The 23,009-nt window shown below is 73.4% G+C and carries 18 protein-coding genes and 1 pseudogene; 8 read left to right on the top strand and 11 right to left on the bottom strand.

Annotated elements, in window-relative coordinates:
- Positions 1-58 precede the first annotated feature (58 nt).
- The gene (locus BKA00_RS33980) at positions 59-3,271 is read right to left on the bottom strand and encodes an AfsR/SARP family transcriptional regulator (protein ID WP_185032043.1); all 3,213 of its coding nucleotides are present in this window, start codon (positions 3,269-3,271) and stop codon (positions 59-61) included.
- 219 nt (positions 3,272-3,490) lie between these two features.
- Here BKA00_RS33980 and BKA00_RS33975 point away from each other — a divergent pair, with 219 nt between their 5' ends.
- Complete coding sequence (locus BKA00_RS33975) at positions 3,491-4,051, top strand: dihydrofolate reductase family protein (protein WP_185032041.1); 561 nt, start codon at positions 3,491-3,493, stop codon at positions 4,049-4,051.
- Positions 4,052-4,063: 12 nt separating this feature from the next.
- Here the strand turns inward: BKA00_RS33975 and BKA00_RS33970 are convergent, their stop codons facing one another.
- A complete protein-coding gene (locus tag BKA00_RS33970) occupies positions 4,064-4,993 on the bottom strand; it encodes a Scr1 family TA system antitoxin-like transcriptional regulator (RefSeq protein ID WP_230298887.1) in 930 nt (309 codons plus the stop codon).
- Between the two features lie 367 nt (positions 4,994-5,360).
- On the opposite strand from BKA00_RS33970, the gene BKA00_RS33965 reads away from it, so the two are divergent.
- Complete coding sequence (locus tag BKA00_RS33965; RefSeq protein ID WP_185032037.1) at positions 5,361-5,714, top strand: YciI family protein; 354 nt, start codon at positions 5,361-5,363, stop codon at positions 5,712-5,714.
- A gap of 204 nt (positions 5,715-5,918) precedes the next feature.
- On the top strand, positions 5,919-7,103 hold the full coding sequence (locus BKA00_RS33960) for an RNA polymerase sigma factor (protein ID WP_221494351.1): 1,185 nt from the start codon (positions 5,919-5,921) through the stop codon (positions 7,101-7,103).
- Here BKA00_RS33960 and BKA00_RS33955 read toward each other — a convergent pair.
- Entirely contained in the window at positions 7,084-8,253 is a 1,170-nt protein-coding gene (locus BKA00_RS33955) for an FAD-dependent monooxygenase (RefSeq protein ID WP_185032035.1), read from the bottom strand. The two genes, BKA00_RS33960 and BKA00_RS33955, sit on opposite strands and share 20 nt — an antisense overlap.
- 262 nt (positions 8,254-8,515) lie before the next feature.
- Here BKA00_RS33955 and BKA00_RS33950 point away from each other — a divergent pair, with 262 nt between their 5' ends.
- Positions 8,516-9,457: a threonine/serine dehydratase gene (locus BKA00_RS33950; RefSeq protein WP_185032033.1), complete on the top strand. Its 942-nt coding sequence runs from the start codon at positions 8,516-8,518 to the stop codon at positions 9,455-9,457.
- 24 nt (positions 9,458-9,481) lie between these two features.
- Here BKA00_RS33950 and BKA00_RS33945 read toward each other — a convergent pair whose 3' ends face one another.
- Entirely contained in the window at positions 9,482-10,816 is a 1,335-nt protein-coding gene (locus BKA00_RS33945) for a serine hydrolase domain-containing protein (protein WP_230298886.1), read from the bottom strand.
- Positions 10,817-11,067: 251 nt separating this feature from the next.
- On the opposite strand from BKA00_RS33945, the gene BKA00_RS33940 reads away from it, so the two are divergent.
- Together BKA00_RS33940 and BKA00_RS33935 are read left to right on the top strand one after the other, a co-directional pair.
- Positions 11,068-11,508, top strand: a complete 441-nt coding sequence (locus BKA00_RS33940) for an Hsp20/alpha crystallin family protein (protein ID WP_185032031.1) — start codon at positions 11,068-11,070, stop codon at positions 11,506-11,508.
- 115 nt (positions 11,509-11,623) lie between these two features.
- Positions 11,624-11,944 (top strand): MerR family transcriptional regulator, encoded by a 321-nt coding sequence (locus BKA00_RS33935; RefSeq protein WP_185032028.1) that lies wholly within the window; start codon positions 11,624-11,626, stop codon positions 11,942-11,944.
- Positions 11,945-12,012: 68 nt separating this feature from the next.
- Here the strand turns inward: BKA00_RS33935 and BKA00_RS33930 are convergent.
- Positions 12,013-12,954 (bottom strand): annotated as a pseudogene (locus BKA00_RS33930) (RNA polymerase sigma factor); the annotation flags it as partial.
- Positions 12,955-13,110: 156 nt separating this feature from the next.
- Between BKA00_RS33930 and BKA00_RS33925 the strand changes: the two are divergent.
- Positions 13,111-13,758, top strand: a complete 648-nt coding sequence (locus BKA00_RS33925; protein ID WP_185032026.1) for a TetR/AcrR family transcriptional regulator — start codon at positions 13,111-13,113, stop codon at positions 13,756-13,758.
- On the opposite strand, the gene BKA00_RS33920 is transcribed toward BKA00_RS33925, so the two are convergent.
- The 4 genes from BKA00_RS33920 to BKA00_RS33905 form a co-directional block, all read right to left on the bottom strand.
- Entirely contained in the window at positions 13,755-17,135 is a 3,381-nt protein-coding gene (locus tag BKA00_RS33920; protein WP_185032024.1) for a pyruvate carboxylase, read from the bottom strand. The genes BKA00_RS33925 and BKA00_RS33920 overlap by 4 nt on opposite strands.
- Before the next feature lie 241 nt (positions 17,136-17,376).
- On the bottom strand, positions 17,377-18,117 hold the full coding sequence (locus BKA00_RS33915) for a hypothetical protein (protein ID WP_185032022.1): 741 nt from the start codon (positions 18,115-18,117) through the stop codon (positions 17,377-17,379).
- Entirely contained in the window at positions 18,114-18,461 is a 348-nt protein-coding gene (locus BKA00_RS33910; protein ID WP_185032020.1) for a PadR family transcriptional regulator, read from the bottom strand. Before BKA00_RS33910 ends, BKA00_RS33915 begins: the two co-directional genes overlap by 4 nt.
- A 553-nt stretch (positions 18,462-19,014) precedes the next feature.
- Positions 19,015-19,650, bottom strand: a complete 636-nt coding sequence (locus tag BKA00_RS33905; RefSeq protein ID WP_185032018.1) for a TetR/AcrR family transcriptional regulator — start codon at positions 19,648-19,650, stop codon at positions 19,015-19,017.
- Between the two features lie 157 nt (positions 19,651-19,807).
- On the opposite strand from BKA00_RS33905, the gene BKA00_RS39505 reads away from it, so the two are divergent.
- A complete protein-coding gene (locus BKA00_RS39505) occupies positions 19,808-21,649 on the top strand; it encodes a protein kinase domain-containing protein (RefSeq protein WP_230298885.1) in 1,842 nt (613 codons plus the stop codon).
- A gap of 119 nt (positions 21,650-21,768) precedes the next feature.
- On the opposite strand, the gene BKA00_RS33895 is transcribed toward BKA00_RS39505, so the two are convergent.
- Together BKA00_RS33895 and BKA00_RS33890 are read right to left on the bottom strand one after the other, a co-directional pair.
- Positions 21,769-22,023 (bottom strand): DUF397 domain-containing protein, encoded by a 255-nt coding sequence (locus BKA00_RS33895; RefSeq protein ID WP_378188451.1) that lies wholly within the window; start codon positions 22,021-22,023, stop codon positions 21,769-21,771.
- The gene (locus tag BKA00_RS33890) at positions 22,020-22,841 is read right to left on the bottom strand and encodes a helix-turn-helix domain-containing protein (protein WP_221494348.1); all 822 of its coding nucleotides are present in this window, start codon (positions 22,839-22,841) and stop codon (positions 22,020-22,022) included. The genes BKA00_RS33895 and BKA00_RS33890 overlap by 4 nt, the downstream gene beginning before the upstream one ends.
- Positions 22,842-23,009: the final 168 nt, after the last annotated feature.

The following is a 23,009-nucleotide window of genomic DNA, read 5'->3' as shown; positions in this document are numbered from 1 at the left end:
ACCATTCGCAACCTTCCTGCAATAAGGAGGAGTCGCCCCCGCCCCGTCCGCCCCTCCCCTACCGGCCGGCCCAGACGGACGCGCCCTCGGGAGGGACGGTCTCCGCCCGGCGCAGGATCTCCGCCGGGTCGAGGCCCGCGCCCGCGGCGAACGCGTCCGGCCCGGCGGCGTCCCCGATCCGCGCGGCGGCCCGGTCGATGTCGTCCCGCTCGACGGGGGCGGGCGGCACGCCGGCCGCCTCCCGGATCGCCGCCGCCTTCCCGAGGGCCGCCGCCGCGTCCCGGCTCCGGCCGGCGAGGGCCAGCGCGCAGGCCAGCCCCTCCAGGGCGCCCGCCAGGTCCCGCGGCGCCGCCAGCCTGATCGCGACGGCCAGCGCGTCCCGCTGGTACCGGACGGCGGACGCCGCGTCGCCCCGCGCCTCCGCCGCGCGGCCCAGCCCCGTCTGGATCATCGGCAGGTACAGGGGCGGGAACTCCTCCGGCGACGCCGCCGCCAGCAGGGGCCGCATCCGGTCCTCGGCGTCCTCCAGCCGCCCCTCGCGCTCCGCCGCCAGGCCGAGGCCGATGTCGGCGAACATGGCCGCGGGCGCGAACCCCTGCTCCGCCGCGACGCGCCGCGCCCGCCCGAACAGCCGCCGCGCGGACGCGTGGTCGCGGCGCAGGTAGGCGATCCAGCCGCGCCACGCCATCCGCATGGCGACGTCCGGCCACATCCGCAGCTCCTCGGCGATCCGCTGCGCGTCGTGATGGAGCCGCTCGGCCCGGTCGTAGTCGCCGGTCAGCTCCGCCAGCCCGCCGAGCCACTCCACCGCCTGGAGCCGCCCCCAGCGGTCGCCGGCCTCGTCGAACAGCACGGCGGCCCGTTCGGCGTCGCGCTCCAGCGCGGCGGGCTCGCCGCGCGCGTGGGCGTGCATGGCGCGCTGGACGAGCGCCGCCGCCTCGCCCCACCGGTCGCCGGACGCGCGGAACCCCGCGAGCGCCTCCTCCAGCCGCGCGGCGCACTCGCCGGTATCGTCCAGTTCGGCCCGGGCGAACGTCAGGAACCAGCGCGCCCACGCCTTCAGGCGGTCGTCGCCGGTGGCGTCCACGAGCGCGAGGGCCTCGTCGCGGCGGGCCTTCCAGTCGCCGGGCGCGCCCTTGAGCACGGCCAGCCCCGCACGCCACGCCAGCGCGCGGGCCCGGACGTCCGGCGATCCGCCGTCCCGCGCGAGCGCGGCCTCCAGCGACCGCAGCGCCTCGGTCAGCCGTCCGCGCAGGAACCAGTACCAGGCGAGCGCGTTGACCAGCCGCAGCGCCTCGTCCGCCGACCCTGCGGCGTCGAGCGCGGCCCGCAGGTTCGCCGACTCGACGTCGAGCCTCGCCAGCCAGCGCGCCTGCTCGGGCCCGGTCAGGCGGTCCGCCGCGCGCTCGGCCAGGGCCAGGTGGTGGGCGCTGTGCGCGGCCTCGGCGCGCCGCGTCTCCCCCGCCTCCGCCAGCCGCTCCGCCGCGTAGGCGGCGACGGACTCCAGCAGCCGGTACCGGGGGCCCTCGCCGGGACGCTCCGTCATCACGACCAGCGAGCGGTCGACCAGCCGCACCAGGACGTCGAGGACCTCCGCTTCCCGGACCTCCCCGCCCGCGCACACCGCCTCGGCCGAGTCGGCCGTGCAGCCGTCGGCGTGCACCGACAGCCGGCGCAGCACCGCGCGCTCCGGCCCGGTCAGCAGGTCCCAGCTCCAGTCGATCACCGCGGTGAGCGTGCGCTGCCGGGCCGGGGCGCCGCGGTGACCGGACGACAGCAGCCGGAACCGGTCGTCGATCCGGTCGACGAGCCCCTCGACCCCGAGCGTCCGCACCCGGGTCGCGGCCAGTTCGAGGGCGAGCGGGATGCCGTCCAGCCTGCGGCACAACTCCCCGACCGGTCCGGCGGTGTCCCCGTCCAGGCGGAAGTCCCGCGACGCCGCCCGCGCCCGCTCCGCGAACAGCCGGACCGCGCTCGACGCCTCCGGATCGTCACCGCGGCCCGGGACGTCCAGCGGCGGGACGGTCCACACGACCTCGCCCGGCAGGCCGAGCGGCTCCCGGCTCGTCGCCAGCACGCGCACCCCGGGCACCCCGCGCAGCAGCCGGTCGGCCAGCTCGGCGGCCTGCTCGACCACGTGCTCGCAGTTGTCCAGGACGAGCAGCAGCCGGCGGGCGCCGAGCGCCGCCGCCAGCCGGTCGAGCGCCGCCGCCGGCGCGCCGGGCGCGTCCCGGATGTCGAGGATCGCCGTCACGACCTCCGCGAGGTCGGGCACGGTCGAGCGCTCCAGGGCCGCCAGCTCCGCCATCCACACGCCGTCGCCGAACGCGTCCGCGAGCCCGGCCGCCGTCTCGACCGCCAGGCGCGTCTTGCCGACCCCGCCCGGACCGGTCAGCGTGACCAGCCGGTCGGTGCCGATCCGCGCCCGGATCTCCCGGACCGCGCCGTCCCGCCCGATCAGCCGGGTCGGCGGGACGGGCAGGTTCGACCGCGGGCGCGGCGGCTCCGGGGCGGCCGGCCCGCCCAGGGCGGGGTCCTGCCGCAGGACGGCCCGCTGGAGTTCGGCCAGTTCGAGGCCCGGGTCCAGGCCCAGCTCCTCGGCGAGCAGCACCCGGTACCTCTCGTAGCCCTCCAGCGCCTCGTTCTGCCGTCCGGCCCGGTAGAGGGCCCGCATGTGCGCGGCCCTCAGCCGCTCGCGCAGCGGGTGCTCCTCGACGGCGGCGCCGAGCTCGGCCGCCAGCGCGCCGTGCTCGCCGAGGGCCAGCCGCACCTCGGCGTGCTCCTCCAGCGCGGTCAGCCGCAGCTCCTCCAGCCTCGCCACCGCCGGGCGCGCGAACTCCTCGTCGCGGAAGTCGGCGAGCGCGGGCCCGCGCCACCGCCCGAGCGCCTCCGCCAGCAGCGCCGCCCTCTCCTTCGGCTCCGCCGCTCCGCGCGCCCGCTCGACCAGCGACCGGAAGCTCCGGGCGTCCACCCGCTCGGCGGCGGCGCCCAGCAGGTACCCGGCCGGGCGCGACTCCACCAGGGCCCGCGCGCCCGGCTCGGCGTCCTCCAGGACGCGGCGCAGCTGCGACACCTTCGCCGACAGCGCGCCCATCGGGTTGCCGGGCGGCGCGTCGCCCCACAGGTCGTCGATCAGCCGGTCGGCGGGCACCGGCCGGCCCTCGTGCACGAGCAGGTCCGCCAGCAGCGCCCGCACCTTCAGCCCCGGCACGGGCACGAGCCCGCCGTCGTCGGTCCAGACCGCGAGCGGCCCGAGCACCCCGAAACGCATCTTCTGACCCTAATGTGAACCCGTCGGTGGAGGGCACGCCCATTGCGTGGCCGTCGAGGAGTCCGGTCACCGCGCGACCTGCCCAAGGGCACCGTCCGCCACCTGGCCGGACGCCTCAGGGCGGCCGCGGGAAAGGAAGCGTAAGGATCCGGTAAACGCTCTCGCGCACAGTGGTCCCAGCGCGCCGGAAGGCGAACGATCAACCCGACGGAGGAGACCATGCGCAAGATCATCAACTCGACGTACGTGTCGCTCGACGGCGTCATCGAGAACCCGCAGAACTGGACCTCGGCGTACTTCCAGGACGAGGCCGCCGCCTACGCCAGGGAACTGCTGTTCTCCTGCGGCGCCATCCTGATGGGCCGCAAGACGTTCGACGGCTTCTCCCAGGCGTGGCCGGCCATGGAGGAGGCGACCGGCGACTTCGGCGTCCGGATGAACAGCCTGCCCCACTACGTCGTGTCCGACTCCCTCCGCAAGCCCGGCTGGGGCGACACGACGGCGATCCCGCGGGCGGAGGCCGTCGCTGAGATCACCAAGCTGAGGGAGCAGGACGGTCAGGACATCCTGCAGTACGGCTTCGGGCCGGTGTCCCGGACGCTCGTCGAGCACGGCCTGCTGGACGAGCTGCGCCTGTGGATCCACCCGGTGCTCGTCGGCGCCCGCGAGACCGGCGAGCTGCTCAACGCCGACGAGTTCTCGGCGACGTTCGAGCTGGCCGGCACCGAGGTCTTCAAGACCGGTGTCATCATCGCCACCTACGTCCCCACCGCGCGGTAGGAAGCGTTCAGGTCACCCTGTGGCCCGGCGCGGCGTCCCGTCGAGCCGGGCCAGGGCGGCCCCGAGGATCGCGCGGGTGCGGTCCGGGGGCTCGGCCTGGACGCCGGCGCGGTTCAGGGCGTCGCGGTAGCGGGCGATGTCGGACGCCCGGTCCGGGTAGAGCGCGCAGGTGAGCTGCTCCAGGTAGACCACGTCGGGCAGCTCCGGCTCGGCGAACCGCAGCAGCGTCATCGGGCCGCCCTCCGCCGCGGGCCCGCCCGAGGCGAAGGGCACGATCTGCACGGTGACGTTCGGCAGCTCGGCCATCTCGATCAGGTGCTCGATCTGGGCGCGCATCGTGGCGCGGCCGCCGACCGTCCGGCACAGCGCCGCCTCGTCCAGCACCGCCCACAGCCGCAGCGGGGCCGGACGCTCGAACACCCGGCGGCGCCGCATCCGCAGCTCCACCCGCCGCTCGATCTCCTCGGACCCCGCCTCCGGGTGGCGGGCCTTGATCAGGGCACGGGCGTAGTCCCTGGTCTGCAGCAGCTCGGGGACGTCCTGGATCTCGTACACGCGGACGAGCACGGCGCCCTGCTCCAGCCCCAGGTAGGGCTCGAACCACGAGGGGACCACGTCGCCGAACGGCTGCCACCAGCCCGGCGCGTTGGCGTGCTCCGCCAGCTCCAGCAGCGGCTCGCGCAGCGACGGGTCGGTGACGCCGTAGAGGGTCAGCAGGTCGGCGACATCGCGCTCTTTGTAGCCGACGCGGCCGAGCTCCATCCGGCTGATCTTGGAGTGCGAGCCGCGGATCTCGTACCCGGCGGCCTCGGTGGTGATCCCGGCGGCCTCCCGGTGGCGGCGCAGCTGCGCGCCGACCAGCAGCCGCAGCACGGTCGGGCCCGCCTCCCGGTGGTCCTGGGCGACGCGGGCGCGGTCGCCCTCCGGCTCGGCGGCGCTCACGAGTCCCCGCGCCCCGCGGCGCGGCACCGGCCGCGCGGCGCCGTCCCCCCGGCGCGCGGCATGGACGGCCCACCGGTCGCCGGTGCCGGAACTCCCATGGGACGCCCTCCTCGACGTGCGAGAAAACTTTCCACCGGATGAAGTTACTCGTTGGAGACTCACTTGCCCACTAGTCCGGAATGTCCTTTTCAATGGGCATCTCGGTGTATGTACGGAAGCATCCGGCTTGAGAGCGCCATGACCTGGCACGATACGGGGGCAGGAAAAAAATCCAGAAGATCTCGGCCGGGATGTCGATCCGGTCACACCTTCTTCGACGCGTTCGTGACAGGCCGGGAGGCACCGGCCGGTGAGCAGAGGAGACGACATGCGGTTCCTGATGATGACGACGGACGACGGTTCCGCGCCCGCCGGGGCGCCGGACGAGAAGCTGCAGACGGAGATGGGCCGGTTCATCGAGGAGATGTCCCGGAGCGGGGTGCTGCTCGCGACCGGCGGGCTGGAGCCCGGCGGCACCCGGATCAAGTCGTCCGGCGGCAAGGTCACCGTCCTCGACGGCCCGTTCGCCGAGGCGAAGGAGACGGTCGTCGGGTTCGCGCTCATCGAGGTGGGCACCCGCGAGGAGGCGATCGAGCTGTCCAAGCGCTTCTGGGCGATCGTCGGCGACGGCGAGGGCGTCATCCAGCAGGTCTTCGGGCCGGAGGACCTCCCCGGCCAGTGAGCGCCGCGCCCGGCGGGGCGTCCGGCCGGGCCGGGCGTCCGCCGAGGTTGCGCGGCGGCCGGTGCGGGTGCTCTCATCGGCGGCGTGAAGGCATCGGACGAGCCCGGGGCGCGGAAGGCGCCCGCGCGGGGCGCGAGCGTGCACGCGACCGTCGACGCGGTGTGGCGGCTGGAGGCCGCCCGCATCATCGCCGGTCTCGCCCGCATGGTGAACGACATCGGGCTCGCCGAGGAACTCGCGCAGGACGCGCTGGTCGCCGCGCTCGAACAGTGGCCGGAGTCAGGCGTCCCGGACAACCCGGGCGCCTGGCTCATGGCCGTCGGCAAGCGCCGCGCCGTCGACCGGATCCGGCGGCTGCGGCGGCTCGAAGGCAAGATCGAGGAGATGGGCCGCGACCTGGAGACCCAGGCGCCGCCCGAGGAGTTCGACGTTCCGGACGACGACCGCATCGAGGACGACGTCCTCCGGCTGATCTTCACCGCCTGCCACCCGGTGCTGTCCGCGCAGGCGCGGGTCGCGCTGACGCTGCGCATGCTCGGCGGCCTCACCACCGAGGAGATCGCGCACGCGTTCCTCGTCCCGGAGGCGACCGTGGCGCAGCGGATCGTCCGGGCCAAGCGGACGCTCTCGGAGGCGAACGTCCCGTTCGAGGTGCCGCAGGGGCCGGGCCGCGCGGCCCGGCTGGCGTCCGTGCTGGAGGTCGTCTACCTCGTCTTCAACGAGGGGTACGCCGCCAGCGCCGGAGACGCCTGGGTGCGGGCGGACCTGTGCCGCGAGGCGCTGCGCCTCGGCCGCGTCCTCGCGGAGCTGGCCCCCGGCGAGCCCGAGGTGCACGGGCTCGCCGCGCTGATGGAGATCCAGGCGTCCCGCACCCGGGCGCGCACCGGGCCGTCCGGGGAGCCCGTCCCGCTGGCGGCGCAGGACCGCGGCAAGTGGGACCGGCTCCTCATCCACCGCGGGTACGAGGCGCTGCTGCGCGCGAAGAGGATCGGCGAGCCGCCCGGCCCGTACGTCCTTCAGGCGGCGATCGCCGCCTGCCACGCGCAGGCCCCCTCCGCCGAGGACACCGACTGGGCGCGGATCGCGTCCCTGTACGAGATCCTCGCCCGCGTCGCGCCGTCCCCCGTCGTGGAGCTGAACCGGGCCGTGGCGGTCGGCATGGCGGACGGCCCCGAGAAGGGCCTGGAGCTCGCCGACGCCCTGGTGGACGAGCCCGCCCTGCGCGGCTACCACCTGCTGCCGAGCGTCCGCGGCGACCTGCTCGCCCGCCTCGGCCGCCGGGACGAGGCCCGGGAGCAGTTCGAGCGCGCCGCGGAGCTCACCCGCAACGCGCCCGAACGCGAGGTCCTGCTGGCCCGCGCCGCCTCGCTCAGTAGTCCCGCACCGTGAACGAGCCGACGATCTCCCCGAAGTCCTGGAAGTCGACGGCCTCGGCCTCGGCCTCGCCGCCCGTCTCGGCGTTGCGCTGCGCTTCCACCCGCGCCTTGTTGGTCAGCGCCAGCTCCTGGTTCGCGGCGACGTACCCGCGCAGCTCCTTCTCGTAGTCCGCGAACGCCGCGCGGTGGTCGCCGCCCGCCGCCTTCAGCTCCCCTGCCAGCACGTACGCGCCCACGAGGGCCATGCTCGTGCCCTGCCCGGACAGCGGCGACCCGCAGTAGCCCGCGTCCCCGAGCAGGACGACCCGCCCGCTCGACCAGGAGTCCATGTGGATCTGCGCCATCGAGTCGAAGTGGAAGTCGGCCGCGTCCCACATCGTCTCCACCAGCTCCGGCAGCACCCAGCCGCCGCCCGCCAGCGCGTCCGCCATGATCTTCTTCTGCGCGGCGGTGTCGCGGTGGTCGTACTCGATCGGCCGCTCGGACTCGAACCCCAGGTAGACGCGGACCTCCTCGTTGCCGCGGACGCTCATCACGCCGCCGCCCCAGCTGCTGCCCGGCACCTGGTGGAACACCTGCCAGCGGTCCAGGCCGAGGAAGTTCGGGGCCGTCCACACCGACAGGTAGGTCCCGAGGTGGGTGATGAAGTCCTTCTCCGGCCCGAACACCAGCCGGCGCGTGTTGGAATGCGCGCCGTCGGCGCCGACGACCAGGTCGAACGTGCGGACCGTCCCGCTCTGGAAGATCACCCGCACCCCGTCGTCGCCCTGCTCCAGCCCGGCGATCGAGTCGCCGTACAGGTACTCGACGCCGTCGCCGGCCGCGTCCGCCAGGATCGCGGACAGGTCGTCGCGCAGGATCTCCACGTCGGGGCTGCCCAGGTCGCCGCCGGTGAGCGTGTACTCCTCGCTGCGGTACAGCTCGTTGCCGTCCCCGTCCACCATGGACATGCCGCGCATCTCAACGCGCTGCTCGCGGATCCGGTCGAGGACGCCCATCCGCTCGGCGACCTCCAGCGCCGGCCCGCGCACGTCGACCGCCTGCCCGCCTGCCCGCGGCCCGGGCGTCACCTCCACGACCGTCACGCCGAACCCGTACCGCCGCAGCCAGTACGCCAGCGCGGGCCCGCCGATGCTCGCACCCGAGATGAGGACGTTCTTCATGGGGACCTCCCTAGTCCGGCGGGACGTGCGTCCCGCGCCGAGGAAGAGACTCGCCGCACCCGCTGACCGACCTCGCACCACAGGCTGACCGGCGTCCGGAGCGTTGCGGAGGACGACGGTCAGCGGCCCTTACCGGGGGGCTTGGGGGCGCCCCCCAAACGACGCTGACGAGGGCGGGAGGCGTTTCGTCGGGGGGTGGGTGGCGCGATGGGGTGTCATGTCCCAAACTGGCGTTGGGTGCTGATGACGCGGAGGGAAACCGGTGATCGATCGCTCAGACGTCCAGGCCGCGGCGGGGCGTGTCGCGGGCCATGTCCGCCGCACGCCGACGGTCGAGGTCGAGCCGGGGCCGCTCGCGCCCACCGCGCGGATGTGGCTGAAGCTCGAACTGACGCAGCACACGGGGTCGTTCAAGGCGCGCGGTGCGTTCAACCACATCCTGGCGGCGCGGGACGAGGGACGGCTTCCGGAGACCGGGGTCGTCGCGGCCTCCGGCGGCAACGCGGGGCTGGCCTTCGCGTACGCGGCGGCGCGGGCGGGCGTCCCGGCCGAGGTGTACGTGCCGGAGACGGCGCCCGCGGTGAAGGTCGCGCGGCTGCGGGCCCTCGGCGCCGCGGTCGTGCAGGTCGGCACCCGGTACGCCGAGGCGCAGGACGCCGCGACCAAGCGCGCCGCCGACACCGGCGCGCTGTTCTGCCACGCCTACGACCTGCCGGAGGTGTGCGCCGGCCAGGGCACGCTCGGCCTGGAGGTGCTGGAGCAGACCGGCGGCGAGATCGACACGGTCCTGCTGGCGGTCGGCGGCGGAGGGCTGATGGCGGGCGTCGCCGCCGCGCTCGAAGGGCGGGCGCGCGTCGTCGGCGTCGAGCCCGTGACGATCCCGACCCTCGAACGCGCCCTGCACGCCGGACGCCCCGTGGACGTGGAGGTCTCGGGGGTCGCCGCCGACTCCCTCGGCGCGACCCGGGCCGGCGAGATCGCGTTCGCGGTCGCCTCCCGGGCCGGGGTCCGTCCCGTCCTGGTCACCGACGAGGCGATCGTCGAGGCCCGCCGGTTCGTGTGGCGGGAGTACCGCCTGGTCGTCGAGCACGGCACGGCCGCCGCCGTGGCCGCGCTCCGCGGCGGCGCCTACCGGCCGTCCGCCGGGGAGCGCGTCGCGGTCGTCCTGTGCGGCGCCAACACCGACCCGTCCGACCTGGCCTGACGGCGCAGGACGGTCAGCCGCGTCTCATCCGGCGGCGCGCACGGCCTGGAGCGGCAGCAGCCGCACCTGCGCCGCGGGACGGACCGTGCCGGTCACCGGCCGGCTGCCGCACAGGGCCTCCACCACGTGCGCGGCCAGCGCGTTGTCGATCGGGTGCGGGACGGGCGTTCCGCCGGCGCTGAGCTGCTGGTACTTCATCAGGTTGAAGGTCAGCGAGATCTGCCGCTCGCCCCCGGCGGACGACAGGGACTGGGTCCCGGCGCCGAAGACCGCGCCGTCGTGCCCCCAGAACGTCCCGCACGGAAGGTCGAGGGAGTAGAGCCCGAGGCCGTAGCTCATCAGGACGTTGCCGTCCGCGTCCTTCACCGGGACGGTCCGCTGCATCTGCGCCAGAGCGTCCGGCCCGATGAGGTCGCCGGTGAGGAGCCTGCGGTAGAAGCGGTTGAGGTCGTCCATGGTGGAGACCAGCGCGCCCGCCGTCCAGGCCCAGCTCATGTCGAAGGTGCTGTAGTCGCGGGGCGGCGTCACATGCTGGTAGAGCGACTCGTACATCCGCGGGTGCGGGCCCGCGATCCAGGGCGTGGAAGGGAAGTAGGTGTGCTTCAGCCCGGCCTTGCGGATGACGTTCCGGGTGATGTACTCCTCCGCCTTGGCCCCGGTCACCTTCTCCAGGAGCACACCGGCGATGACGTAGTTGGTGTTGGAGTACGACCAGCGCTCCCCCGGCTCACCCGTGCGCGGCGCCCGCAGCCCCCAGGCGATGAGCTGGGCGGGCGGCACGTCGCGGAACCGGTACTCGTCCAGGCTGTCGGCGGACAGCTCCCGCAGCGAGGGGAACGCCGGGAAGATGTAGTCGCCGATGCCGCTCGTGTGGTCGAGCAGCATCCGCACGGTCGTCTGCTCGCCGGCGCGTCCCGGGATGAGGCCGGGCAGGTAGCGGGCGACCGGAGCGTCGAGGTCGACGCGGCCCCGCTCGACCTGCTGGAGGATCGCGGTGGCGACGAACGACTTGGTGATGCTGCCGATCCGCTGGCGCATGCCCGGGGTCACCGGCCGCCCCGTGCGGACGTCGGCGACACCGGCCGCGCCGTCCCACTCCCTGCGGCCGTCCCGGACCTCGGAGAACAGCCCGTACATCCCGGCGTCGTGCGTGGCGTCCAGGGTGGCCCGCAGCTTGGCGGGGTCGAACGGGACGGTCGGCGGCTGCGCGGCGGTGATCACGGACGGGCCCACGTCCGGCCCGGCCGCCGCCGTCGCCGCGGCCTGGGCCGTCGCCAACGTCAGAACGAGCGCCGCACCCGCGGCCGCGCCCCTGGCGGCGCCGCGCCTCGCCAGCCGTCCCAGCCCTCTGGACATCATCCCCGTCTTTCCACGCCGACCGCGCCCCGAAGGGGGCCTTTTCTAGATCATCCACTCTCTCATCCCGGGAGTGAAAGCGGTCCCGGAGCCACGAAAACGGGTCGATGCCGACACTGTGACTGGACGGCCGCGGCGACGGGGCTTGACACCGGCCCTCCAGTTTCCTACAACTGGAGTTGCAAGTTTCCTCTTGTGCGAGGAACAGGTAATCGGCGCACGCCAGGCGCCGAGGTCTTCGGAGGTGATGTCCCGTGTTGCTGACGTCGATCGACCCGTTCGTGCAGGAGTTCGAGCGTCAGTTCGACCGCGCGGTCCGCCAGGCCGCCGGCCAGGGCGGCGGCGCCGGCATGCCGATGGACGGCATCCGCCGCGCCGACGACGTCGTCCTGCGGTTCGACCTGCCGGGGATCGACCCCGGCTCCATCGAGGTCACCGTCGACCGCGGTGTGCTCTCGGTGACCGCGCGGCGCGAGGAGGAGTTCGGCGAGGAGGAGCGCGTCTTCGTCCGCGAGCGGATCATGGGCTCCTTCACCCGCCGGGTCTACCTGTCGGAGCACCTGGACGCCGAGGCGATCGAGGCCGCCTACGACAACGGCGTCCTCGCCGTCCGCATCCCGGTGCTGGAGCGGGCGCGGCCCCGGAAGGTGGCCGTCCAGCAGTCCGGCGCCGGCCAGAAGGCGATCAGGAACTGACGCGCGGCGTCCGGGCGGCCCCGGCCCGCGCGGCTCGCCGAAGGCCGCGCCGACCGGGGCCGCCCGCGTCTTCCGGCGGTTCGCCGGTACCGCGACGGCACCGAGGAGGCCCCCCATGAACCTGCCGTTCGACGACGAGCACGCCGCCCTGTTCACGGTGGGGCAGGTGGCGCAGATGCTGGACGTCCAGCAGGCGTTCCTGCGCCGCGTCGACGACCACCGGGTCGTCTCCCCCCAGCGCTCGACCGGCGGCCAGCGCCGCTACAGCCGCCACGAGATCGGCCGCATCCAGGAGGTCGTCTCGATGATGGGCGAGGGCATGACGCTGCCCGCCATCCGGCGCATCTTCGAGCTCCAGCACGAGGTGGCCGAACTCACCCGCGAGCGCGACGAACTCGCCCGGCGGCTGGCCGCAGGCCCCGGCTCCGCGACCTGACGCCCCGGGCGGGCGCGGGCGCGCGGAGGCGGGCGCGGGCCTCCGCCGCGCCGGGGCCGGCCGGCGGCTCAGCCGAGCAGGTCCGCGAGGGTCTCGCGGCGGGAGGGGTGGCGCAGCTTGTGCATGCCCTTGGACTCGATCTGCCGGATGCGCTCGCGCGTCACCCCGTAGACCTTGCCGACCTCCTCCAGGGTCTTGGGCTCGCCGCCCGACAGCCCGAACCGCAGCGAGATGACGCCGGCCTCGCGCTCGGTGAGGGTCTCCAGGACGGCGTCGAGCCGCCCGCGCAGCATCGAGGTCGCCACGACGTCGGCCGGGTCGCCGCCCTCGGGGTCCTCGATGACGTCGGCGAGCTCGCCGTCGCCGTCCTCGCCGAGCGGGGTGTGCAGGGACAGCGGCTCGCGGGCCTGGCGCCGCAGCCACTCGACCTTCTCGGGGGTGACGTCGAGCTCGACGGCCAGCTCCTTCGAGGTCGGCTCGCGGCCGAGGTCCTGCATCATCCGCCGCCGGACGCGCGTCATCCGGTTGAGCACCTCGACGACGTGCACGGGGATGCGGATCGTGCGGCTCTGGTCGGCCAGCGCGCGGCTGATCGCCTGCTTGATCCACCAGACGGCGTAGGTGGAGAACTTCAGGCCGCGGCGGTACTCGAACTTCTCCACGGCGCGGATCAGGCCGAGGTTGCCCTCCTGCACGAGGTCGTTCAACGGGAGGCCGTGGCCCATGTAGCGCTTGGCGAGCGACACGACGAGGCGCAGGTTGGCCTCGACCATGTGCTCCTTGGCGCGGGCGCCGTCGGCGGCGATCCACTCCAGGTCGTGCTTGTCCTGGAGGCTCAGTTCGTCGCCCACGGTCCTGAGGCGCTCTCGGGCGAACAGGCCGGCCTCGATGCGCTTGGCCAGGTCGACCTCCTGCTCGGCGGTGAGCAGCGCGGTGCGCCCGATGCGGGACAGGTAGTCCTTCATCGGGTCGACGAGGTTCACGGTGGAGCGGGGGGATGCGCTCGGCGCGTGGCTGGCGTTCAGGGCTGTGTCCTTTGCTCGTCCGGCGGCCGGGAGGTAACGGTCACCCGGTCTCGGTACCCGTCCGGCCCCGAAGCCAAACTTGGATCCGACCTAATTATGTATCAGGTACGAACTTAGGTCGACTTATGAGAGGATGGCGCCATGGGCCTGCGGGAGACGAAGAAGCAGCAGACGCGCCAGAGCATCTCCAACCATGCGACCCGCCTGTTCCTGCGGCACGGCTTCGACCGGGTGACCATCGCCGACGTCGCGGCGGCGGCGCAGGTGGCGAAGATGACCGTCACCAACTACTTCCCCCGCAAGGAGGACCTGGCGCTCGACCTCCACGAGGCGTTCACGGCGTCCCTGGCGCGCACGGTCGCCGAGCGCGCGCCCGGCGAGTCGGCGCTGGCCGCGCTGCGCCGTGGCTTCCTGGAGGCCGTCCGGCGGCAGGACGCCGTGATCGGCTTCTCCGGTCCCCCCTTCGCCCGGATGATCACCGGGAGCCCGGCGCTGGTGGCGCGGCTCCGCGAGTTCCACGAGGAGCGGGAAGAGGCCCTCGCCGCCGTCCTCGCCGAGGAGACCGGCGCGGGCCCGGACGACGTCCTGCCACGCCTCGTCGCCGCGCAGCTCGGCGGCGTCCACCGCGTCCTGTTCCAGGAGACCCTGCGCCGCAACGTGCGGGGCGAGACCCGCGAGGAGATCGAGGCGGCCCTCGCGGAGTCCGCGAAGACCGCCTTCGACCTGCTCGAACCGTCCTTGGGAAGCTACGCGACGCGTCCGGCCTCCGAGGGACGCGGGGCGCCCTAGGCGCCGTCCTGGATGACCAGGAGGAGGTCGCCGGCCTGGACGGGCGTCGCCTCCGGGACGGCCAGCCGGGCGACGGTGCCCGCGACCGGGGCGGTGATGGCCGCCTCCATCTTCATGGCCTCGATGGTGGCGACCACGTCCCCCGCGGCGACCTCGTCGCCCTTGGCCGCCCGCAGCGTCACCGAGCCGTCGAACGGGGCGGCGACGTGGCCGGGCTCGGCGGGGTCGGCGCGCTCGACCGGCGGCGCATCGGACTTGACGGACTTGTCGCGGACCGAGAGCGTCCGGAGCTGGCCGTTCACCGAGCAGATGACCTGCCGGACCCCCGCCTCGTCGACGTCGCCGACGGCCTCCAGCCCGGCCAGGACGCGGACCCCGGGTTCGAGGTCGAACGCCACCTCGTGCCCCGCGCGGAGCCCGTAGAGGAACGGGCCGGTCGGCAGGACGGAGAGGTCCCCGTAGGCGGCGCGGGCTTCGCGGTAGTCCTTCGCCGGGCCCGGGAAGAGCAGGCGGTCGAGCGTGTCGCGAACCTCTGGGCCGGCCAGGGCCTTCTCTTCGGCACCGTCCAGTTCGGCCCGGGCGGGCGTGTACCGGCGTCCTGCGAGGGCCTTGGTGCGGAACGGCTCGGGCCAGCCGCCGGGCGGGTCGCCCAGTTCGCCGTTCAGGAACCCGATGACGCTGTCGGGGATGTCGTAGCGGTCCGGGTTCTCGGCGAAGTCGTCCGGATCGGCGCCCGCCGCGACGAGGTGCAGGGCCAGGTCGCCGACGACCTTGCTGGACGGGGTGACCTTCACGAGCCGCCCGAGGATGGCGTCGGCGGCGGCGTAGAGGCGCTCGATCTCCTCGAAGCGGTCGCCGAGGCCGAGGGCGACGGCCTGCTGCCGCAGGTTGGACAGCTGCCCGCCCGGGATCTCGTGCCCGTAGACGCGGCCGGTCGGCGAGGGGAGGCCCATCTCGAACGGCGCGTAGAGCTTCCGGACGGCCTCCCAGTACGGCTCCATGACGGTGAGCGCGTCCAGGTCGATGCCGGTGGCGTGCTCGGTGAAGTCGGTCGCGGCCACGATCGCCTGGAGCGGCGGCTGGCTCGTGGTGCCCGAGAGGGGTGCGGCGGCGCCGTCGACGGCGTCGACACCCGCCTCGATGGCGGCGATGTAGGTGCCGATCTGCCCGCCGGCCGTGTCGTGGGTGTGCAGGTGGACGGGCAGGTCGAACCGCTCGCGGAGGGCCTTGACGAGGGTGCGTGCGGCGGGCGCCCTGAGCAGGCCTGCCATGTCCTTCACGCAGAGGATGTGGACGCCCGCGTTGACGAGTTCCTCCGCCAGCCGCAGGTAGTAGTCGAGCGTGTAGAGCCGTTCGTCTGGGGAGGACAGGTCGCCGGTGTAGCAGAGCGTGCCCTCCACCAGTGCGTGAGTCTGGAGGGCCGCGTCAATGGCCGGACGCATGCGGTCCACGTCGTTCAGGGCGTCGAACACACGGAAGATGTCGACTCCCGTACTGGCCGCCTCCTTGACGAAGGCCCGAGCCACCGAGTCGGGGTACGGCGTGTAGCCGACGGTGTTGCGGCCGCGGAGGAGCATCTGGATGCACAGGTTGGGTGCAGCCTCGCGGATCGCGGCCAGCCTGTCCCAAGGCGACTCGCCCAGGAACCGGAGCGCGACGTCGTATGTCGCCCCGCCCCACGCCTCGATCGAGAGGAGTTGCGGCGTCATGCGAGCGAGGTAGGGCGCCGCTGACAACAGGTCATAGGTGCGTACTCGCGTAGCGAGGAGCGACTGATGCGCGTCGCGGAACGTCGTGTCAGTGACGGCCAGGGCGTCCTGGTTCCGGAGCTGCTCGGCGAACGCGCGCGCGCCGAGCGCCAGCAGCCGGTCGCGCGACCCTTCGGGGAGCGGCCCGTCGAGGTCGAGCGGCGGCAGCTTCGTCGCCGGGTCCAGGTCGGTGGGCGCTTCGCCGTGCGGCTTGTTGACCGTGACGTCCGCCAGGTACCGGACGAGCCGCGTCGCGCGGTCGCCGCTGGAACGGGCCGTGAGCAGGTCGGGGTGGTCGGCGATGTAGGACGTGGTGACGCCGCCCGCGCGGAAGTCGGGCTCGTCCAGCAGCGCCTGGAGGAACGGGATGTTGGACGCGACGCCCCTGATGCGGAACTCGGCGACGGCCCGGCGCGCCCGCCGCACCGCGTCCTCGAACGTCCGGCCGCGGCACGTCAGCTTCACCAGCAGCGAGTCGAAGTGCGGCGACACGATCGCGCCGCCGTAGGCCGTCCCCGTGTCGAGCCGCACCCCGGCGCCGCCCGGGGACCGGTACGCCGAGATCTTCCCGGTGTCGGGGCGGAAGCCGTTCGCCGGGTCCTCGGTCGTGATCCGGCACTGCACGGCGAACCCGCTCACGCTGACCTCGTCCTGCGCGATGCCGAGGCCGGCGAGCGTCTCGCCGCCCGCGACGCGCAGCTGGCTCTGCACCAGGTCGACGCCGGTGACCTCTTCGGTGACGGTGTGCTCGACCTGGATGCGGGGGTTCATCTCGATGAAGACGTGCTCGCCTCGGTCGTCCACGAGGAACTCGACCGTTCCCGCGTTCTCGTAGCCGATCTCCTGGGCGAACCGGACCGCGTCGTCGCAGAGCCGCCGGGTGGTCTCCGGGTCCAGGCCGGGCGCGGGCGCGATCTCGACGACCTTCTGGTGGCGCCGCTGCACGGAGCAGTCGCGCTCGCGGAGGTGGACGATGTGCCCGGCGGCGTCCGCGAGGACCTGCACCTCGATGTGGCGGGGCCGGTCCACCGCCTGCTCCAGGAACACCGTCGGGTCGCCGAACGCGCTCTCGGCCTCGCGGCGCGCCGTGTCCACGGCGGCCTCCAGGTCCTCGCGGTGGTCGACGCGGCGCAGCCCGCGCCCGCCGCCGCCCGCCGCGGCCTTCACGAACAGCGGGAACCCGACCTCGTCGGCCGTCTCCAGCTCCCGTCCCCGCTCGGGCGTCGCCGAGCGCAGCACCGGCAGGCCCGCGCGCCGCGCCGCCGCGACCGCCTCGATCTTGTTGCCCGCCAGGCTCAGCACCCGCGACGGCGGGCCGACGAACTTGATCCCGTTGCGCTCGCAGGCCGCCGCCAGCTCGGGGCTCTCCGACAGGAACCCGTAGCCCGGGTAGACGGCGTCGGCGCCGACCCGCAGCGCGGTCTCCACGATCCCGTCCACGTCGAGGTAGGCGCGGACCGGGTGGCCGTGCTCCCCGATCTCGTACGCCTCGTCCGCCTTCTGCCGGTGCAGGGACAGACGGTCCTCGTGCGCGTACACGGCGACGCTGGCGATACCGAGTTCGTACGCCGCGCGGAAGGCGCGCACGGCGATCTCGCCACGGTTGGCGACGAGCAGCTTACTGATCACGTGTGTCTCCCAGGAGAGGCTCGGGGCGCGTCCGGCCGCGCCCGACGGCCTCCTGGGCTCCACGCTGAGCCGCTCACGGCGGGACGACCCCGCGGGCGAACCGGATCCTGGGATACCTACCCAGCCGAGCGGTTCGGACGGCCCCGCCCGCCGTGGAGAACAAAGGGACAGATGGTACGATACGTGAAAAGAGGGGAAAGTTTCGCCCATGGTGGGGCGTGCGTCCCGGTAGAGGACGCCCTCACGAGGTGCGGCGGCGCCGGTCACGCCAGATGCGGCCGGCGACCAGGGCCAAGAGGACCATGGCTCCGACGAGGAGAACGGCGAGGAAGCCGGTGTGCGAGCCGTCCGGGGCAAGGAAGACCCCGCCGAGGAAGGCGGCGCCCAGAAGGGCGCCGTACCAGGCCATGAAGCCGTAGAAGCGCTTGCTCCAGAAGTTGTGTCCGGACGGCATCCGGGGGACGTCGCGGAGTCTCGCCTCAGGGCCGATGGACGCCGCCTTCGGCCGCTTGAAGTACTCGAAGCAGATCCACGTGCCGCAGGGCTCCCAGCCGTCCGGTGCGAGCCGGTCGACGACGGCGTCGCGGCGCCCCCGCAGGACGGTTTCGCGGCGGTACTCCCAGCGCTGCGGGGCGTCCGGGTCGCGGTGGCTGACGAAGCGGCCCGTGCCGTCGACCCGCTCCACCTCCCAGCCCTCGTCGCCGTACCGGTTGAGGACGTCGCGCTCGTGGAAGGCGTCGGCCCTCCACTTCCAGGTCTCGGCCTCGTCCGGCGGGACGGGGCCGGTGCGGGCGCCCGCCCGCGCCTCGTCCGGGGCGACCTGGGAGGCGAACTCCGCGGGTGCGCCGAACTCCTGCGCCGGGTCGGTGCCGGACTCGGCGGCGAAGGCGGCGAGATCGTCGACGGTGCGGGACACCTCGTCCTCCGGGAGGCCGCGGGCGCGCAGCCGATCCGCCAGTTCGTCGAAATAGGGGTTCGTCATCGTCCCGCTCCATCGGTGAGCATCCTGCGCACGGACTCGTCGAAGTCGAGCCACAGTCCGCTCTGTTCTGCGAGCGTCACGCGGCCCACGTCGGTGAGGTGGTAGTAGCGGCGGCCCGGGCCGCGGTCGGCGGCACGGAACTCCGCGGAGACCAGTCCCGCCTCTTCCAGGCGGTTGAGGATCGGATACAGGGTGCCGCCCTTGATCTGCCCGAGGCCCGCGTCGGCGAGCGTCTTGGCGATCTCGTAGCCGTAGCTCTCGCCCCCGGTCAGGCTGGCGAGGACCAGCAGGTCGAGGACGCCCTTGAGCCAGCTGGCGCGGCGGTCGGCGGGCACGGCGGTCATCCCGCGCGGTCCGGGTGCGGGCACCCGGGCCGGTCCGCGCCGTCGAGCGGAGTCTGCATGGTTCGCCACCTTTGAGTAGTCGGCCCATCTAGTTGGTCCAGCGAGCTAAACCGTATGGCAACCTAGTTAGGTATGCAACCTAGATGGCGCCGCCGTCCTGAGGGGCGAGTCAGAGCAGGTCGGCGATAAACGGAACGATCACTCGGAATAGCCGGAAGGATCTTGCCGTTGCAACGAACGTGCGTGACCCCGCCCGCCGGGGTAGCACCCATGTCAGGACCTATGGAGGTGAACCGTGCCGAGCAGCATTCCCCGCACCCGTTCCACCGGTGAGCGCAAACGCGTGAGAACCACGTCGCTCCGCGCCCTGGCGGTCGCCGCGCAGTTGGAACGCAACCATGCCCCGGAGGGTCCACCGGGCAACGCGGAGGGCCGGGCGGAGAGCCGCCGCCGCCGGCGGACCCCCGACCCGGCCTGACACTTCCCCGGCCCGGCCGCACCTCCGGGCAGGCATGGGAAAGCCCCCGCACCGCGGGGGCTTTCGCGTTTCCGGCTAGGCGCGGGCCAGGCCGAAGAACTTGTGGACGGTGGCGCGGGTCCGCTCCCTGCCGACGCTCTCCACCATCGCGGTGAGGTGCTCCGCGCCGAGGACGGCCAGAAGGGCGTGCGCGGCGGCCTCGCCGTCCGGAACGGCGTCGCCGCGCTGGTCGAGCAGGATCGTCAGGTGCCGGTGCCAGAAGCCGTAGGCGCCGATCCGGTACCGGGCCCCCGGTGAAGCGGTCTCGGACATGCGCACCAGCGACAGGTGGTCGAGCGCGTAGTCCAGGTAGGCGTCGGCAAAGGCGTGCAGCCGCTCGGACGGGGCCACGGCAGCGCCGTCCTCGCCGGGGCCCAGCGGAGGCGGTCCGGAGAGGATCGCGTCCTGAAGCGCGCGTTCGCGCTCGTTCAGAAGCGCCACGGCGAGGCCCGCCTTGTCGCCGAACCGGCGGAAGAGCGTGCCCTTGCCGACGCCCGCCTCGGCGGCGACGGCGTCCATCGAGACCGCCTCCACCCCGTGCCGGGCGAAAAGCGCGGCGGCGGCGTCCAGCACCTTCACGCGGTTGCGGGCGGCGTCGGCCCGCTCCTTGGGCGGCGGGGTCCGCATCAGCTCCAGATCCACGCGTCTCACACCGGCCGGACGACGGTCCATCATCGCCTCCTCCCCTGACCCTACAAGCGGACTATAGTCCATTAAGTGGCCGCGGCCACCATCGTTTGATCACCCGCTTCGCCGAGCGCTTACCATCGTTGGCCATAGTCTTGCGGAACGATCCTGGCACGATGCGGAACTACGGGGAGCGAGTGGTGTGACGGACAGGACGATGCCGGACGCCCATCCACTGAAGTCGGGGGACCCGGGCGAGCTCGGCGGATACGAGATCCTGGGCCGCCTCGGGGAGGGCGGGCAGGGCGCGGTCTTCCTGGGGCGCCCGCGCGGCGGGGCCGGGGCCGTCCGCGCCGACGACCACGTCGCGATCAAGCTACTGCACGGCAGGCTCGCGGGGGACGAGTCCGCCCGCGCCCGGTTCGTCCGCGAACTGGAGGTCGCCAAGCGCGTCGCGCGCTTCTGCACCGCGCAGGTCCTGGACGCCGACGTGGCGGGCGACCAGCCCTACATCGTCAGCGAGTACGTGCCCGGCCTCTCGCTCTTCCACGTCGTGCGGACGGAGGGCCCGCGCAGAGGCGGCGCGCTGGAGCGGCTGGCCGTGGGCACGCTCACCGCGCTCACCGCGATCCACCAGGCCGGCATCGTGCACCGCGACTTCAAACCGCGCAACGTCATGATGGGCCCGGACGGGCCGCGCGTCATCGACTTCGGCGTGGCGCGCGCGCTGGGTGCGGCCGGTGAGACGCAGAACGTCGGCACCCCCGCCTACATGGCCCCCGAGCACTTCACCGGCGACCAGGTCGGCCCTGCGTCCGACATGTTCGCCTGGGGCACGACCATGACGTTCGCCGCGACGGGACGCCCCGCGTTCGGCAACGACGAGATGGCCACGGTCATGCAGCGGATCCTGACGGGCGAGCCGGACCTCGGCGACCTGCCGAGCCCGATGCGCGAACTCGTCCTCGCGTGCCTGGCCAAGGACTCCGCGCAGCGCCCGACCGCTCGCGAGGCCCAGGAGCGGCTGGTCGGCGCGGCCAGCGGCACGTCCTCGGCCGTGTCCTCCGTCCCGCCGCTGCCCGCCGTCCCGCCGCTGCCCGCCGTCCCGGGGCTTCCCGCCGAGATCCCCGCGCCCCCGCACGCGTCCGCGGCGCCCGGATCGACCAACCCGTACCCCGCCCCGTCCGCCATGGCCGCCGCGGCGCCGCCTCCCGATCACGCCACGGACCCGTCCGGCGGCCGTCCGGGGACGGCTCCGCAGCCGCGCCCGTTCGCCGTCGCGGCGCCTCCCCCGGGCGGTCACGGCCACGGGGCGCTCGCGATGCCGCCGAGCCCTCCTGAGCCGCCCGACGGCCACGAGTCGGACGGCAGGGGGCGCGGACGCCTCGCCATACCGATCGCTGCGGCCGTGGCCGTGGCGCTGGTCATCGCGGGCGGCGCGGCGTGGGCGGCGACAAGGCCGAGCGGCGCGAAGGACCGGCCCGTCTCGGCGTCCGACGAGAACCACGGCGCAGGAGGCGGCACCGGCTCCGCGAACGGCGCGGCAGGCAGCGTCCAGAACCCGACGAAGACGAAGCCGGGGCAGCCGAAGCCTGGAAAGAGCGGGACCCCCGCGAGCCCCAGCGCGTCCCCGAAACCGGGTTCGCCCCAGCAGCCCGGCGGGTCGACCCCCACGAGGGGCACCGGCGGGGGCAGTACGACGCCTCCCAAGGAACCGCCCAACAAGTACACGCCGCAGTCCGCGTGCAACAGCGGCGGCAAGGGAAGCGGGTACTACACGCTGCGCTCCATGGCCGTGTCCGGCGGCGTCGCCTACCTGCTCTACAGCAACTCGACCAAGTACAACTGCGCCGTCACCATGAAGACGAAGCACGTCGGTACGAAGTCGTCCGTCTCCACCTGGATCCAGAAGAAGGGCGGAAGCGCCATCAGCGACAGCGGCTCGTTCGCCTGGTACGCGGGACCGGTGTACGTGAACGCGCCCGGCGCGTGCGTCCGCTTCGGCGGCAACGGCAGTACCGCTCCCTACGGCAACTGCGGCTGACGCGGGTCTACCCAGGGCCGGAATGAACAAGGCCACCCTCGCGCCTGGGGTGGCCTGTGTCTCCTGCGGAGGTCGGGTCGACGTTCGGGTGAACCGGTGCCGACCCGGCCGCTGCTGGATCAGTTACGGGAGGCGATGAGATGGTCGAAGTCGCCGTCCTTGGCACCAAGGATGAGCGCTTCTATCTCGGGGCGGGTGTAGATGAGGGCCGGGCCCTCGGGATGGCGGGAGTTGCGCATCGCGACCTGCCCATCGGGCAGTTCGGCGATTTCCACACAGTTCCCCTGGGAGTTGCTTCGCCGGGACTTCAGCCATCGTGCTCCGAGGAGCTCGGCGGCCGGCATCCCGTTGTCGTAATCGGTCTGGAGCATCATGTCTCTCTGAGAAGATCACCGAGAAGCTCGACGGTGCGCTCCGGGGTCGCACTGTCGACACACAGGCGTTCCATCGCCTGCAGGTAGGTGTCGACGTCGTCGCGCTTGTCCAGGTACATCGCGCCGGTGAGGTTCTCGACGTAAACCACGTCCGGCAGATCCTGCTCGGGAAAGCGCAGGATCGTGAAGGCGCCACCCTCGGCCGCGTGGCCTCCGAACCTGAACGGCATGATCTGGATGGTGACGTTGGGCAGCTTCGACATCTCGATGAGGTGCTCGAACTGGCCCCGCATCACCTCAGGCCCGCCGATGGGGCGCCGCAGCGCCCCCTCGTCCACCACGGCCCACAGGCGCGGGGCCTCCGCGCCCGTGAGGCGTTCCTGACGCTGCAGGCGCAGCTCCACGCGTTGGTCGATCTCGTTTTCGGCGGCCCCGGCGTTGCCCAGGCGGATCACCGCGCGCGCATACCCCTCCGACTGCAGCAGTCCCGGGACGAACTGCAGTTCATATGTGCGGATCAACGCCGCCGACTCCTCCAGGCCAACATAGGTCTGGAACCAGCCGGGCAACACGTCGTTGTACCGGTGCCACCAACCGGGGGTGTTGGCCTCCCGCGCAAGCTGTAGCAGCGCCTCGCGTTCCGTCTTGTCGCCGACGCCGTACAACGTGAGCAGGTCGTCCACGTCTCGTTCTTTGAAGCTGACCCTGCCGAGCTCGAGCCGGCTGATCTTCGACTCCGACGCGCGGATGACGTAGCCGGCGTCCTGACGGGTCACGCCCTTCTGCTCGCGCAGACGGCGAAGCTGCGACCCGAGCAGGATCCGACGAACCGTCGACCCGCTTCCCGGCGTCTCTGGAGTCACGCCCAACCTCCCGGCTATTCGGCGGACAGCGAACCTAGTGTGCCACTGGCCTCAGCGTCCTGCGGTTACCTCCGATCACCCGCATGCGATCCGCGTCGCCCCACACCCTCGCGACGCGGATGC

This window comes from Actinomadura coerulea (genome assembly GCF_014208105.1).
In the GTDB taxonomy this organism is placed as follows: Bacteria; Actinomycetota; Actinomycetes; order Streptosporangiales; family Streptosporangiaceae; genus Spirillospora; species Spirillospora coerulea.
The sequence above is the reverse complement of the archived record's forward strand: the minus strand, read 5'-3'. Positions and strand labels throughout refer to the sequence as shown.

Coding starts and splice junctions, on each gene's coding strand:
- BKA00_RS33980 (WP_185032043.1), bottom strand. CDS start 3,271: ATGCGTTTCGGGGTGCTCGGGCCGCTCGCGGTCTGGACCGACGACGGC.
- BKA00_RS33975 (WP_185032041.1), top strand. CDS start 3,491: ATGCGCAAGATCATCAACTCGACGTACGTGTCGCTCGACGGCGTCATC.
- BKA00_RS33965 (WP_185032037.1), top strand. CDS start 5,361: ATGCGGTTCCTGATGATGACGACGGACGACGGTTCCGCGCCCGCCGGG.
- BKA00_RS33960 (WP_221494351.1), top strand. CDS start 5,919: ATGGTGAACGACATCGGGCTCGCCGAGGAACTCGCGCAGGACGCGCTG.
- BKA00_RS33955 (WP_185032035.1), bottom strand. CDS start 8,253: ATGAAGAACGTCCTCATCTCGGGTGCGAGCATCGGCGGGCCCGCGCTG.
- BKA00_RS33945 (WP_230298886.1), bottom strand. CDS start 10,816: ATGATGTCCAGAGGGCTGGGACGGCTGGCGAGGCGCGGCGCCGCCAGG.
- BKA00_RS33935 (WP_185032028.1), top strand. CDS start 11,624: ATGAACCTGCCGTTCGACGACGAGCACGCCGCCCTGTTCACGGTGGGG.
- BKA00_RS33925 (WP_185032026.1), top strand. CDS start 13,111: ATGGGCCTGCGGGAGACGAAGAAGCAGCAGACGCGCCAGAGCATCTCC.
- BKA00_RS33915 (WP_185032022.1), bottom strand. CDS start 18,117: ATGACGAACCCCTATTTCGACGAACTGGCGGATCGGCTGCGCGCCCGC.
- BKA00_RS33910 (WP_185032020.1), bottom strand. CDS start 18,461: ATGACCGCCGTGCCCGCCGACCGCCGCGCCAGCTGGCTCAAGGGCGTC.
- BKA00_RS33905 (WP_185032018.1), bottom strand. CDS start 19,650: ATGGACCGTCGTCCGGCCGGTGTGAGACGCGTGGATCTGGAGCTGATG.
- BKA00_RS33895 (WP_378188451.1), bottom strand. CDS start 22,023: ATGATGCTCCAGACCGATTACGACAACGGGATGCCGGCCGCCGAGCTC.